Source organism: Actinomadura roseirufa (assembly GCF_900659635.1).
GTDB classification, from domain to species: domain Bacteria; phylum Actinomycetota; class Actinomycetes; order Streptosporangiales; family Streptosporangiaceae; genus Spirillospora; species Spirillospora roseirufa.
This window is the reverse complement of record NZ_CAACVB010000007.1, coordinates 70,664-84,365: the sequence shown is the minus strand read 5'-3', so window position 1 is coordinate 84,365 and position 13,702 is coordinate 70,664. Positions and strand designations below refer to the sequence as shown.

Below are 13,702 nucleotides of genomic sequence, written 5' to 3'. Positions count from 1 at the left end.
CCAGGGCTCACCGCCCCACCGCCCGTCGCATCCCACGCGGCGGAGCACCGGCGCCGCGCCCGGCGGACCGGCCCGCAGGCCCGCCGCCCTCTCCCAGACCAGCCGGGAGCGCAGCGGCTCGTGGCGGTCCAGCAGCGCGCGGAGCGTCGCGGCCAGCCCCGCCCCGTCGATGCCCTCCGGCAGCTCCAGCACCCTGGCCTGGAGGAGCCGGTCGAAACCGGGGCCCCGCCTCAGCAGCCACGCCGCCGCCGGGAGCAGCGGCGTCCAGCCGGAGTCGTCGCCGGTCTCCGCCCGCGCGCCGTCCCGCCGGTGCGTCGCGGCGGCGGCGGCCAGCCGCGCCACGGTCCGGTACTCGAAGACCTGCGCCGGGCTCACCTGCACGCCCCGCGCACGGGCGCGCGTCACCACCTGGATCGACTGGATGCTGTCGCCGCCGAGCGCGAAGAAGTCGTCGTCGACGCCGACCCGGTCCGCGTCGAGCAGCTCGGCGAACGCCTCCGCCAGGACCGTCTCCTCCGCCGTCCGCGGCGCCCGGTAGACGTCGCGGGCGAACACCGGCTCGGGCAGGGCGGCCCGGTTCACCTTCCCGCTCGCCGTCAGCGGCAGGCGGTCCAGGACCGTGACCGCGGCGGGCAGCATGTGGTCCGGGAGGCGCCGCGCCGCGTGGGCGCGCACGTCCGCCGCCACCGCCGCGGCGGTGAAGTCGATCTCGCCTTCGCGCTGCTCCCGGACGCCCCCCGCGCCGCGCGGCAGGACGTAGCCCGCCAGCCGCGGCCCGGCGGAGGTCCGGTGGACGACCACGACGGCCTGCGCCACCGCCGGATGGGACGCCAGCGCGGCCTCGACCTCGCCGAGCTCGATCCGGAACCCGCGGATCTTGACCTGGTCGTCGGCGCGGCCGCGGAACTCCAGGTCGCCGCCGGGCGTCCGGGTCACGACGTCGCCGGTGCGGTACATCCGCTCGCCCGGACCACCGAACGGGGACGCCACGAACCGCGACGCCGTCAGCCCGGACCGGCCCAGGTACCCCCGCGCGAGCCCCGGGCCGGAGACATAGAGCTCGCCGTCCTCGCCCGGCGGCACCGGCCGGAGCCGGGTGTCCAGGACGTGGAGGCGGGTGCCCGCGACGGCCCGGCCGATCGGCGGCACCCGGCCGTCCCCCGCCAGCGGACCGCTCATCGAGGCGATGACGGTCGTCTCCGTGGGACCGTAGGCGTTGATCATCCGCCGGCCGGGCACCCACCCGCGCACCAGCTCCGCGGACGACGCGTCGCCGCCGACCACCAGGCACTCCACGCCGGGCAGGGACCCCTCCGGCAGCGCGGCGAGCACGGGCGGGGGCAGCAGAACGTGCGTCACCCCGTGCTCGGCGACGGTGGCGGCGAGCGGGGGACCGGGCGCCAGCGCGTCCCTGGAGGCCAGCACCAGCGCGGCGCCCGACAGCAGCGCCGTGCACCACTCCCAGACCGAGGCGTCGAAGCTCGGCGAGGCGAACTGGAGCAGGCGGCTGCCGGGCGCCACCCCCAGCCGCTCCACCTGGGTCGCGACCAGGGCGGCCAGCCCGGTGTGGGTGACCGCGACGCCCTTGGGATGCCCGGTCGACCCGGAGGTGTAGATGACGTAGGCGGTGTTGCGCACCGACAGGGGCGCGCGCCGGTCCGCGTCCCGCACCGGCGCGGGGTCGGCGGCGGCCAGCGCCGCGGCGGTCTCCGGATCGTCGAGCCGCAGCACCGGCACCGGCGGGTCCGGCAGCCGGTCCGCGGTCGCGCCGTCCGCGATCACCAGGCACGCCGCCGAGTCGGCCAGCATGAACCGGACCCGCTCGGCCGGGTAGGACGGGTCCACCGGCAGGTACGCCCCGCCCGCCTTCACCACCGCGAGCACCGCGACCACCGAGTCCGGCGTGCGCGGCAGCGCCACCGCCGCCACCGACTCCGGGCCCACGCCGCGAGCCGCCAGGACCCGCGCCAGCCGGTTCGCCCCGGCGTCCAGCTCGCGGTAGGTCAGCGTCCCCTCGCCGCACACCACCGCGACCTCGTCCGGCCGCGCGGCGGCGACGCGCTCGAACGACTCCGGGATCGTCGCCTCGGTGACGGTCCCGGCCGGCTCCTCCAGCTCGTGCGGCATCGGTCCTCCTTCCAGCCGTTCCAGCACGTCCGCCCGGCCATGGGCCCCTCCCGGAGGCGGGCGGGTCCCCCGATCGCGCCGGTCCGCTACACGACCCGGCGCGGCGGCCGGGTGAACGGGGTGCGCTGGGAGAAGAAGTTCGTCCGCTCCTGGACGTCGCGGAAGCCGGCCTGCGTCGCCTTGCCCGTCACGGCGAGCAGCAGGGTGTCGGAGGAGTCCGGGCCGTCGAGGTACCCGGCGAGCGGGCCCGTGGAGCTCATCGGGTGGCCCCGCTTGGCGTAACGCGAGAGCGGGTCGGCCGACACCGCGTTGTCGCGCATCTTGCGGACGGTGCGGACGGCGTCCGGGGCCCCGGTCAGGGACTTGGTCTCCATCCCGCCCAGGTTGTTGCGCGGCAGGTGGAGGTGCATGTCGCGCCAGGAGAAGATGAAGACGCGCAGGTCGCTCGCGTGCCGCCGCAGCCGCGGCAGGAGCGGGTGGTCGCTCCCCTGCTCCTGGAGCCCGCCCACCGCCTCGACGAACTGCTCGTACAGGTCGGTGAACAGGTGGAAGCGCATGCCGACCGAGTGGCTGCCGCTGGTCAGGCCGAGGTTCTCGCGGATCTGGTGGTAGTCGTGGGTGCTCAGGTTGTCGACGATCGGCGGCAGGCACGCCTCGACCGAGCCGTACAGCTCGGCGGCGCCGTCGAGCATCTCGACCGCGGCGGCGACGTCGCCGGAGCGCGCGCTCCGGGTGGCGATCTCCAGGCGGTCGTTGATCTCCCGCACGAGCAGCTCGGGAATCTGGTGCAGGGCCCGGAACTGCGTGAAGTAGGTGTCGCCGGTCAGCCGGTGCTCGTGCACGGCGTGCAGGAGGTGGCCGGTGGCCAGGATCCGCTCCGGCTCGACGCCGGGCGCGGGGTGCACGGCCTTGGCCAGGTTCGCGCTCCACACGCGGGCGTCGTGGTTGGCGATCCGGGCGCAGTGCAGGATGCCGTACTCGGGGTTCTCCAGGGACGACTCGGCGATCGTCGCGTGCACGTCCAGCTCGCCCAGCTCGACGAGCTGCGACAGCGCCGTGTCGAAGCGCCGCAGCGCCGGGACGAACCCGGCGAAGGCGGGCGTCGTGTCGACGGGCCAGCGGGGGGCCTCGCCGTCCCAGCCGGCGCTGACGCGCAGGGCGTCGACGCTCAGCCGCACGAGGACGCGGTGGAAGCTGCGCACCCAGTGGAGCTGCGTCACGCAGCGGTCGACGTCGCGCTTGCCGAGGTGCTCGGCGGCGCGGTCGAGCAGGTCGGTGAGGTTGTAGAGGGCGATCTCGGCGGACTGGTAGAGCCCGACGAGCAGCGCCTCCCCGGTGGCCGGCGGGACCGGCATGGCCTCGCGCGCGGCCTCGACCGCGCTGAGGCTCTGCAGGGCGTGGTAATGCTCGGCGATGACACCGCGCTCGTTGCGCTCCGGTGCGCGCCCGGCGCTCAGATCTGCAGACAAGAGAATTCTCCCCGTCCCATAGAAAATTGTCAGGCGAACGGCCACGACCGGCCGAAGAGAGCGGATCTCTCGATTTCTCTCCGGGTCAGTCGGCCCGCGCCGCCGCGTCGGCGGCCATGGATTCCCGCAGGCTCTCGGGCCGCAGGTCGGTCCAGTTCTCCTCGATGTGGCCGAGGCAGTTCTGCCGGCTTTCCGGGCCGAGCACCTCCCGCCAGCCCGCCGGTACCTCCGCGAAGGCCGGCCACAGTGAATGCTGGCCCTGGTCGTTCACCAGGACGAAGAACCGCCCGTCCTCGTCGTCGAATGGGTTGGAACTCATATCCGCACCTCTTTGCCAAGGCGGTCCGGCCATTTGTCGAAAACCCTAGCCAGCGTCGATAACTGATCGTTAACGCGGCCGATAACGCGGCGGGGAGGGTCCCGGGGACCGGGCGGGCGGGTCCGGGCACGCGAACACGCGGTGGTCCGGGACGGAGGACCACCGCGTGACGGTTGGGCGTGGCGGGCAGAGCGGCCCGGAAGGCTCGCCTAGGGGCGGGCCTGCGTGAGGATCTGGCGCGCCTTGGCGATGGCCGAGTCGCGGTTGTGCGTCAGCTCGTCCTCGGTGAAGACGGGCGTGCGGACGTCGGGGGCGATCCCGGGCCCCTCGAAGCTGTGCCCGCGGCCGTCGGCGTAACGCTCGTTGCCCAGGCCGAAGGCCCAGCCGTTCGGCAGGTAACCGGACAGGACGTCGGAGAAGACGCCCTGGGTGTTGGCACCGATCCGGGTCGGCCGGGGCGTGCGGCCCATCATCGCCTGGGTGAAGGTCTCGGCGGCGCTGACGGACAGGTCGCTGGTGAGGACCGCCACGGGGCCCCGGTAGGCCGGCGCGTGCGCGGGACGGACCGTCACCCGCTGCGGCGTGGTGAAACGCGAAGGGTTCTTGGGGTCGTCGCGGGCCGCCTTGACGTAGGCGAGGTAGGGCGCGTCCGTCAGGCGCGAGGCGATCTGGAGGCCGAGCGCGTCGTATCCTCCCCCGTTGTTGCGGACGTCGATGACCAGCCCCTTCAGGGAACGCACCCGCGCCTTGGTGAACACCGAGTCGAGCGCGCGGCCGAGCTCGGCACTGTCGTCGCTGTAGAAGATGTCGTCGATGTCCTTGCCCTTGTAGGCGACGAACCTGTTGATCCTGAGATAGCCGAGCCCGTCCGGCAGGTCGCCGTAGGAGATCTGGCCATTGCCCCAGGATTGCAGGGGCACCCCGAGATAGGCGCCGATCGCCTTGTTGGTCCGGGCCGTGAAGGCGTTGGAGCCCGTGCGGGTCCCACGGCGCAGGCCCTCGAACTCACCGGCGTCACCGGCGTCCAGTGAGGTGTGCGCGTCCCCGAGTGGCTTGGTCATGTCGGCGAGAATGCCGAACAACTTCTTGTCACTGGTCTTCGGGCCCACCTTCGGCCGGTACTTCGCGCGGGCCTTCTGCCAGTCCACCTTCCTCGTTTTGAAGAACGGGTAGTTCTCGGCGTAGGTCGTCCAGTAGACGTCGAAGACGCTCAGCGGGTCCTTGGGCGCGGGCTTCCCGCACCGCGCCGGGAGCGCGGAGAGCCGGTGAAGCCCGATCGGCGCGGCGGAGCCGAGCGGAAGCAGGCGCGCGGCGTTCCGGCCGGTGAGGGTGAGGACGAGTTCCGTCTTGCCCTTGCGGCCGAATCGCGCCCGCGCCGGATCGGTCCCGGGAAGGCGGTCGCCGCTGACGTCGGCGGGCAGGCAACTGATGGACGTCGTCTGGTACGAGGTCAGTTTCCCCTTGTCGACGGCGAAGATGTAGTTGTAGCCGTCACTGCGCCACAGCCCGTCGACTCCCGTGGCCGCCGCCTCGGCCGGGACGGCGGGCGCGACCAGTGCGAGAACGGCGGCGGCGGCCGCTCCCGCACCGATGATGCCGGTGATTTTCATGGCCACCACGCTACGGACGGCACCGGCGGGAAATCGTCGTCCAGGACGGGGATCCCGCGTCCTCCGCGAGGGGTACCGGAGGCAGGACGAACCATGGACTTCCGTTGGGACGGTCCACGGCGTTCGTCAGTGCGTCGCGGACGCGCCCTGGCCAAAACGGGACAAACCTGGCGTGATCTCGCCTTCAGCACCACGATCCACATCTGTTGATTTCATCAACAAGTGGGTTATATTCCTGCTGCGACGAACCCGGCGGACCCGCGCTGACCTGCGCGGGTCCGCCGCATCATGACCCGGGAGGTCGTGGATGACCAAGCAGGACCCCGCCCGCCCCGCCAGAACCACACCGATGATCGGCCGCCGAGGACTGCTGGGCGGCGCCACGGCGCTCGCGGCCGCCGCCGTCCCCCTCGTCGGCGCCGGCACCGCCTCGGCGGAGACCGCGCCCCGCCCCGACTCGCCCTATCGCCCCATTCCGATCCCCCCGCAGGCCCCGGCCACCGAGGGGTACGCGCCGGTGCCCGGCTCCCGCCTCTGGTACTGGGACACCGGGGGCCGCGGGGCGCCCGTCGTCCTCCTGCACCCCTACACGGGCAGCGCGGAGAGCTGGCCTTACCAGCAACCCTACCTCGCCAAGGCCGGGTTCCGGGTCATCGGCTACTCCCGGCGCGGCCACTTCAAGTCCGACGCGGGCCCGGCGGACGCCCCCGGAACCGGCGCGGGCGACCTGCACGCGCTCGCCGACCACCTCGGCCTGCGCCGCTTCCACGCGGTCGGCGTCGCCGCGGGCGGCGGCGTGGCGCTCGACTACGCGCTGTCCCATCCGGACCGGCTGTACAGCCTGACCATCAGCGGCAGCCTGACCGGGGTCCAGGACAAGGACTACCGCGACATGCTCGCCCGGCTGCGTCCCAAGGGCTTCGAGTCCATGCCCCCCGACTTCATCGAGATCGGCCCGTCCTACCGCGCGATCAACCCGGGCGGCGTGCAGGAGTGGCTCGAAATCCACCACCGCTCCCGCCACGCCGACGTCTCCCAGGGCAACATCAACAGTCCGACCTGGGCCGACGTCGAGCGGCTGCGGATCCCCACCCTCCTGCTGTGGGGGGACGCCGACCTCTACAGCCCGCCGTCGGTGCAGCGCGTCTTCGCCAGCCACCTCCATGACGTGGAGACGGTGGTCGCGAACGAGTGCGGCCACGCGCCACAGTGGGAGCGCTCGGACGTCTACAACCCCACCCTGAGGAAATTCCTGCGCAGGCACTCGCGGTGACCGTCCGCCGGGGAGCCCGGACCGGGCTCCCCGGCGGCGTCACCCGCACGTCTCAGCCCAGCTGCGGCAGGACCTCGGCGGCGAGCCGCTCCATCTGCGCGGTGTCGTCGTAGAGGGGGTGGAGCAGGATCAGCTCGGCGCCCGCGTCGGCGACCTCGCGCAGTCCCCGCGCGCACACGTCCGGCGGCCCGTAGACGCCGACGGGGGCCATGTCGCCCGAGCTGTAGAGGTGCGCCAGTTCGGCCGCGCCCCGCCGCCGGGCCCCGGCCTCGTCGTCCTCCACCGCGACGTAGACGCGCTTGGCGATCGGGAAGTCCGCGGCGTCCCGTCCCTCCTCGGCCAGCGCCTCGCGCACGACGCGCACCTGCTCGGCGAACTGCTCGGTCGTGGCCGACCCCGCGCCGAAGAAGCCGCCGCCGAGCCGGACCGCGCGCCGCAGCCCCGCCGGGACACGGCCGCCGAACCAGATCCGCGGATGCGGCGCCTGGACCGGCCTCGGCTCCATCACCGCGTCGTCGAGCCGCCAGAACCGCCCCTCGAAGGTGATGCGGGGCTGCGTCCAGCACGCCTTCATCAGGGCGATCCCCTCGGTGAACCGGGAGACGAGACCGTCGGGATCCACCCCGAAGGCGTCCAGCGTCCGGTCCCGCCCGCCGATGGCGACGCCCACCTCAAGGCGTCCCCCGCTGAGCTGGTCCAGCGTGCTCAGGCTCTTGGCCAGGTGGACGGGGCTGTACTGCGGGCTCACGAACACCGCGCAGCCCAGGCGCAGCCGCCGCGTCAAAGCCGCGGCGTAGGTCATGGTCTCGATGGGGCCGAGCGTGGGCGCGGGGCCGAGCACCTGGTCGACCGTCCACGCGCTGTCGAAGCCGAGCGCCTCGGCGCGCTCCAGATGATGGCGGAAGGGTCCGGGGTCGAAGTCGCCGCCGGTGACCACCTGCGGGATGGAGATCGCGAATCGCACCCCCCGACCCTAACCCGCGCCCACCGTCCGGTCCTCCACCGGACCTTCGGCTTCCATTCCCGGCGAAGGCCCGGCGCGCTTGAAAGTGAAAAATCGAGCCTTCACAGAAACGGACGGTCCGGGTACGTTACGAAACCGAACGTCCCGCCACTGCGCAGAAGGCACGCCAGACTCCCCCGTGCCTCTCGTCCCCCGGCCGCCGAGGCACCGTCCGGGGCCCATCGAGACCATCTGCTCCTCCCGCCATCACCCGTCGCGACTCCGCATCGTCCGCGAATTCCGTTCTCACCTTCGACAACGGCCCGTCAGGGAACCGGGGGCACGCACTGACCGGGCCGGCCTGGAGTGACAATGCCCCTGAAGAAGCGCGTCCTCGTTCCGGCGGCCGCCGCGGTCGCCGCCGCGTCCCTGCTCGCCGCTCCCGCCGCCGCGCCGTCACCCGCCGCGGCCGCCCCGCCCGCGGCGGCGCGACCGGCCGCGAATCCCGCGTTCGACTTCTCCCGCCCCGAGGTCGTGGCGTCCGGCCTGACCGTCCCCTGGGGCCTAGCCTTCCTGCCCGACGGCAGCGCGCTGGTGTCGGAGCGGGTGAGCGCCCGCATCCTGCGCCTGTCCCCGGGCTCGGCGCCGGTCGAGGTGGCCAAGCTGTCCGGGGTGCAGGCCCGGGGCGAGTCCGGGCTGCTCGGCATCGCCGTCTCGCCGACCTACGCCGAGGACAAGTACGTCTACGCCTACTACACCTCCGCGTCCGACAACCGGATCGTCCGCTTCAAGCTCGCCGCGTCCCCCCAGCAGGAAGTGCTCCTCTCGGGCATTCCCAAGAACACCTTCCATGACGGCGGCCGGATCCAGTTCGGTCCCGACGGCCTGCTCTACGCCAGCACGGGCGACGCGGGCCAGTCCGCCAACGCCCAGAACCCGGCCACCCCGGCCGGGAAGATCCTCCGGATGCGCCCGGACGGGTCGCCCGCCCCGGGCAACCCCGACCCGAAGACGGTGGTCTACAGCCTCGGGCACCGCAACGTGCAGGGGCTGGCCTGGGGCGGCGGCCACATGTACGCGAGCGAGTTCGGCCAGGACACCTGGGACGAGGTCAACCACATCGTCGCGGGCGGCAACTACGGCTGGCCGAAGGTCGAGGGGCCGGGCGGCCCGCCCACCTACATCGCGCCGATCGCCACCTGGCACACCAAGGAGGCCTCGCCGAGCGGCGCCGCCGTCGCGGGCGACACCCTGTACACCGCCGCCCTCGCCGGTAAGCGCCTCTGGCTGGTGCCCCTGGACGGCAAGGGCGGTTCGTCGGGCACCCCGACCGCGGTGCTCCAGGGCACCTACGGCCGCCTCCGCACGGTCGCCGTCGGCCCGGACGGCTGGCTCTGGCTGACGACGAGCAACCGCGACGGCCGCGGCAGCCCCGCCGCGACCGACGACCGCATCCTCCGCTTCCCCCCGATCCGCCGCTGAACCCCAGCCGCCGAGCCCCTGCCCACCCTCCAGGCAGGGGCTCGGACGGCGACGGGCCACGCGGGACACTGACACGTCCCGCCCTCAGTTCTTCAGGAAGAGAGCCAGGGCCAGCAGGATTCCCAGGGTGGCGGCGCTGTAGCGGATCACGGCGGGGCTGATCCGGCGGACGACGGAACCGCCCGCGGCTCCCCCCGCGTAGGACGCGACGAGCAGGACGGCCGCGTAGCCGACCGCGACGTGCCCGGACGCCAGGTAGACCGCGATCGCCGTCAGCACGATGATCAGTGAGAGCGAGCTCTTCAGCGCGTTGACCCGCGGGAACGGGTCGGTGAGCACGATGCCGAGGACGGCCAGCAGCAGCACCCCGAGACCCGCGCTGAAGTAGGCGCCGTAGACCGACGCCGCGAACACGCCCGCCCGCGCGGGCCAGGGCACGCGCGCGGCGGCGTCCTCGCCCGCCGCGGGCATCAGGCCGGCGAGGACCGGCTGCGCGAGCAGCAGCAGGCTCGACACGAGCACGAGGACGGGGACGACGCCCGCGAAACCGCCGGGCGGGGTGACCAGCAGCAGGACCGCGCCCAGGGCGGCCCCCGCGACCGCGGCCGGGCCGAGCGCCAGGTGCCGGTGCCGCTGGCCGCGCAGCTCGGGGCGGAAGGCGTGCACGGCGCCGGCGTAGCCGGGCGCGAGGCCGACGACCGAGGTGATGTTCGCGGTGACCGGGGGGACGCCGCACAGCAGGAGCACCGGGTAGGTGACGAGCGTCCCGCCGCCCGCCACCGTGTTGAGGGCGCCGGCGGTGATCCCGGCGGCGGCGACGAGGACGGCATCGAGCAGGTTCACGGGGGCCCGCCTTCTCTTGTGGAATACCTGGGATGCCTGGTATACCACCTCTATGACCAGGCATGAGTCGATGGAGACGCTCAGCAGCGCGGAGGAGGCGTACCTCCGGATCCGCTCGCTGCTGCTGTCGGGGGACGCCCCGCCCGGCACGCCCCTGTCCGAACGGCAGCTCAGCGAGCGGCTCGGGATGAGCCGCACCCCGATCCGCGAGGCGCTCAAGCACCTGCAGCGCGACGGGCTCGTCACGGTGGGCGGACGGGGCCTCGGCGTGATCGTGGCGGGGCTGTCCGCGGCCGAGGTCACGGACGCCTACCGGTACCGGGCCGCGCTGGAGGCGCTCACCGCGGAGCTGGCGGCGGAGCGGTCACGGGACGGCGAGCTGTCCCGGGCGCAGCTGGCCGAGCTGGAGTCCAGGGCGGAGGCGGTCGAGGTGGCGTCCGGGCGCGACGACGCGCGCCGCGCCTCGGTCGCCAACCTCCGCTTCCACCAGTGGATCTGCACGCTGGCCGCGAACACGTTCGCGACCGAGTCCCTCACCCGGCTGTGGGACCGCATCGAGGTCTCCAGCCTCAGCAACCTGACGGTGGACGCGAGCTGGCGGCAGGAGGTCCACCGCGACCACCGCGAGTTGCTCGAAGGCATCGCCGGAGGCGACCCCGTCCGGGCCGCCGAGGCCGCCCGGCGCCACATCCACCGCGCCGCCGAGGTCTACAGCGGCACCCACGCACACCACGAGGAGCAACGATGACCGAACTGATCGACCTGAGCGTCGAAGTGACCGCCGGGACGCCCGGCCCCCCGTCCACCAGCCTCACGCTGGAGATCGAGCACCACCACCGGGGCCCGGGGTTCTGGCAGGTCAGCACGGCGCGGGTCATGCCGATCCACCTCGGCACCCACATCGACACCCCGCTGCACGTCTACGCCGACGGCGGGACGACCAGCGACCTCACGCTGGACGACATCGCCGGCGAGGCGGCCGTGTTCGACCTCGCGAAGGGCCCGTCGGAGGCGGTGACGGACACCGACCTGGACAAGGCCGACCCCGGCCTGGCCGCCGGGCAGGTCGCCGTCCTGCGCACCGGCTGGTCCGACCGGATGTGGGGACGGTTCCCGGAGTACTACACGACCTCCCCGTGGCTGCACGAGTCCGGCGCCCGATGGCTCGCCGAGCGGGCGCCCCGCGCGGTGGTGTTCGACTTCTTCGAGGAGGAGTGCGCGCGCAACCACGACTTCACCTCCGAGGAGTTCGTCGTCCACCGGATCCTGCTCGGCGCCGGCATCTACCTCGTGGAGCACGCCACCAACCTCGGCGCGCTGCTCGGCCACCGGACCCGGGTGTACCCGGCCTTCACCCGCATCGGCGGCATCGAGGGCGCCCACGCCCGCCTCTTCGCGGTGGTGGAGGACTGATGCGGCTCGCGACCATCGAACACCGGACCGGGACGTCCGCGGCCCTGGTCACCGACGACGGCGTGGCGCCCGTGCGCGCCCTGCCCGGACGCGACGACGCGGCCGACGTGACGGCCCTCATCTCGTCCCCGCTGACGAGCGCGGAGGTGACGGCCCTCGCCGGGCACCGGCTCCCGGCGCGGGAGGTGACGTGGCTGCCGCCCGTCCTGCACCCGCCCAAGAACGTCATCTGCGTCGGGAAGAACTACCGTGAGCACGTCGAGGAGGGCGCCCGCGCCGAAGGGCTGGCCGAGGCCGTCATCCCCGAGGCGCCGGTGTACTTCACCAAGCCGCACACCGCCCTCACCGGGCACGGCGCCACGGTCGTCGCCGACCCCGCCTTCACCCGGGCGCTCGACTACGAGGGCGAACTCGCGCTCGTCATCGGGACCCGGGCCCGCGGCCTCACCGCCGCCGGAGCGCTGGACTGCGTGTTCGGTTACACGATCTTCAACGACCTGACCGCGCGCGACGTCCAGCAGCGGCACCTGCAGTGGTTCCGCGGCAAGGGCGCCGACGGCTACGGGCCGATCGGCCCCTGGATCGTCACCGCCGACGAGATCCCGGACCCGCGGGCCCTGCGCGTCCGGACCCTGGTCAACGGCGAGGTGAGGCAGGACGACACCGTCAAGAACCTGATCTTCGACCTGACGACGCTGCTGACCGACCTCACCCAGGGCCTGACCCTGGAGCCGGGCGACATCATCGCCACCGGCACCCCGCAGGGCGTGGCCTGGGGCATGGACGACCCCGCCTGGCTCCGCCCCGGCGACGGCGTCACCGTCGAGATCGACGGCATCGGCAGGCTCGATACCACCATCGGCCTGCCCTGACCACGGGCGGCACCGTGCCCCGGCGGCACGGACGCGACATCTCCCGGGGGCTGGACAACGACAGGCAACAGCGAGCAAGGCGGTCCACCATGACAGCCAGTACGACCAATGATCCACACCGTCAGAAGCACATGTTCGCGATGTTCGGCGTGCTCCTCATCGCCTACGTCGTGAACGCGATGGACCGCCAGGTCTTCCCGATCCTGCTCCCCGAGGTCCGCGAGGAGTACGGCTTCGGCGACGCCGGGGCCGGGCTCCAGTCCACCTTCTTCGCCCTGGGCATGGGCCTGTCGGGGATCCCGGTGGGATACCTGATCACCCGCGTCCGGCGCAAGACCCTCCTCCTGCTCGGAACGTTCCTGTTCTCCGCCGTCACGGTGCTCACCGTCGTCTCGGCGGGCTTCTGGGACATGCTCTTCTGGCGCGCCGCCTCCGGCGTCGGCGAGTCCCTCCAGCTGACGGCGCTGCTGGCGATCGCGGCGGCGGCGTTCCAGAAGTACCGCGGGACGGCGATCGGCACGGTGAACGTCGCGTTCGCCGCCGGGTCGCTGATCGGGCCCGCGCTGGGCGGCCACCTGCTGTCGGCCTACGGGTCCTGGCGGGCCCCGATGCTGCTGTTCGGGCTGATCGGCGCGGGCGCCCTCGTCCTGGTGTCGCTGGCCGTCCGGCCGTGGTTCAGCGAGGCCCGCGCGGACGGCGGCCACGGCGTCCGGACGGTCGGCGGCGCGCCGGGCCTGCGCAACCGGAACACGGCGATCCTCGCGGCCGTCACCGTGCTGGGCGGGCTGATCGACTTCGGCTACATCGGCATGTACCCGAGCTTCCTGCGCGACGAGCTCGGCTACTCCCCGACCCGGGCCGGCCTCGTCGTCGGGCTGTCCGGCCTGGCGGCGCTGCTGTCCAGCGCCGGCGGCTACCTCGGCGACCGGTACGACCCGAGGGCGGTGCTCGGCGGGTTCCTCCTGCTCACCGCGGTGGCCGCGGTGGCGCTGTTCACCGGCCCGACCGCCCTGTGGTGGCAGGCGGTCTGGTCGTTCGTGTTCGGCCTGGCGTTCAGCTCGGGCGTGTTCGTCAACCTCGCCGGCTACCTCGTCGCCTCGGTGCGCGGCGACCTGGCGGGCCGCGCGTCCGGGCTGTTCGTCTCCGCGATCTACATCCCGGCGGGCTTCGCCGGGTACCTGTTCAGCCTGCTGGCCGGCGCCACGAGCTGGCCGGCGGCGGGACTCGTCCAGCTCGCCGCGCTGTCCGCCGCGGCCGCGCTGCTCGCGGCGCTCGGCCTGCGCCCCGCGGGCTTCGCCCGCCCGGCCCCCGCACCCGACCCCGGGCCGCTCGCCACCGCGTCCTGATCCCA

Annotated in this window: 12 protein-coding genes; 6 read left to right on the top strand and 6 right to left on the bottom strand. The window is 73.4% G+C overall.

Annotation, left to right across the window (positions count from 1 at the left end; translation table 11 throughout):
• The 4 genes from E1291_RS03145 to E1291_RS03130 all read right to left on the bottom strand — a co-directional run.
• Positions 1–2,127: non-ribosomal peptide synthetase (locus tag E1291_RS03145; RefSeq protein ID WP_131735995.1), on the bottom strand; the 2,127-nt coding region annotated here is incomplete at its 3' end.
• A gap of 86 nt (positions 2,128–2,213) precedes the next feature.
• Positions 2,214–3,596: a hypothetical protein gene (locus E1291_RS03140; protein ID WP_131735994.1), complete on the bottom strand. Its 1,383-nt coding sequence runs from the start codon at positions 3,594–3,596 to the stop codon at positions 2,214–2,216.
• Positions 3,597–3,681: 85 nt separating this feature from the next.
• Positions 3,682–3,915, bottom strand: coding sequence for an MbtH family protein (locus E1291_RS03135; protein ID WP_131735993.1), 234 nt, complete (start codon positions 3,913–3,915; stop codon positions 3,682–3,684).
• A gap of 209 nt (positions 3,916–4,124) precedes the next feature.
• The gene (locus tag E1291_RS03130) at positions 4,125–5,525 is read right to left on the bottom strand and encodes a S41 family peptidase (protein ID WP_131735992.1); all 1,401 of its coding nucleotides are present in this window, start codon (positions 5,523–5,525) and stop codon (positions 4,125–4,127) included.
• Positions 5,526–5,832: 307 nt separating this feature from the next.
• Here E1291_RS03130 and E1291_RS03125 point away from each other — a divergent pair, with 307 nt between their 5' ends.
• Positions 5,833–6,798, top strand: coding sequence for an alpha/beta fold hydrolase (locus tag E1291_RS03125; RefSeq protein WP_131735991.1), 966 nt, complete (start codon positions 5,833–5,835; stop codon positions 6,796–6,798).
• A gap of 52 nt (positions 6,799–6,850) precedes the next feature.
• Here E1291_RS03125 and E1291_RS03120 read toward each other — a convergent pair whose 3' ends face one another.
• Complete coding sequence (locus E1291_RS03120) at positions 6,851–7,762, bottom strand: LLM class flavin-dependent oxidoreductase (RefSeq protein WP_131735990.1); 912 nt, start codon at positions 7,760–7,762, stop codon at positions 6,851–6,853.
• Between the two features lie 351 nt (positions 7,763–8,113).
• Between E1291_RS03120 and E1291_RS03115 the strand changes: the two genes are divergently transcribed.
• Positions 8,114–9,223: a PQQ-dependent sugar dehydrogenase gene (locus E1291_RS03115; RefSeq protein ID WP_131735989.1), complete on the top strand. Its 1,110-nt coding sequence runs from the start codon at positions 8,114–8,116 to the stop codon at positions 9,221–9,223.
• Positions 9,224–9,307: 84 nt separating this feature from the next.
• Here E1291_RS03115 and E1291_RS03110 read toward each other — a convergent pair whose 3' ends face one another.
• Positions 9,308–10,066 (bottom strand): TSUP family transporter, encoded by a 759-nt coding sequence (locus E1291_RS03110; RefSeq protein ID WP_131735988.1) that lies wholly within the window; start codon positions 10,064–10,066, stop codon positions 9,308–9,310.
• Positions 10,067–10,118: 52 nt separating this feature from the next.
• On the opposite strand from E1291_RS03110, the gene E1291_RS03105 reads away from it, so the two are divergent.
• From E1291_RS03105 to E1291_RS03090, 4 genes are all read left to right on the top strand, one after another.
• Complete coding sequence (locus tag E1291_RS03105; RefSeq protein ID WP_131735987.1) at positions 10,119–10,814, top strand: GntR family transcriptional regulator; 696 nt, start codon at positions 10,119–10,121, stop codon at positions 10,812–10,814.
• Positions 10,811–11,479, top strand: a complete 669-nt coding sequence (locus tag E1291_RS03100) for a cyclase family protein (RefSeq protein WP_131735986.1) — start codon at positions 10,811–10,813, stop codon at positions 11,477–11,479. The genes E1291_RS03105 and E1291_RS03100 overlap by 4 nt, the downstream gene beginning before the upstream one ends.
• Positions 11,479–12,351, top strand: coding sequence for a fumarylacetoacetate hydrolase family protein (locus tag E1291_RS03095; protein ID WP_165494936.1), 873 nt, complete (start codon positions 11,479–11,481; stop codon positions 12,349–12,351). Before E1291_RS03100 ends, E1291_RS03095 begins: the two co-directional genes overlap by 1 nt.
• A gap of 89 nt (positions 12,352–12,440) precedes the next feature.
• Positions 12,441–13,697, top strand: a complete 1,257-nt coding sequence (locus E1291_RS03090; protein ID WP_131735984.1) for an MFS transporter — start codon at positions 12,441–12,443, stop codon at positions 13,695–13,697.
• Positions 13,698–13,702: the final 5 nt, after the last annotated feature.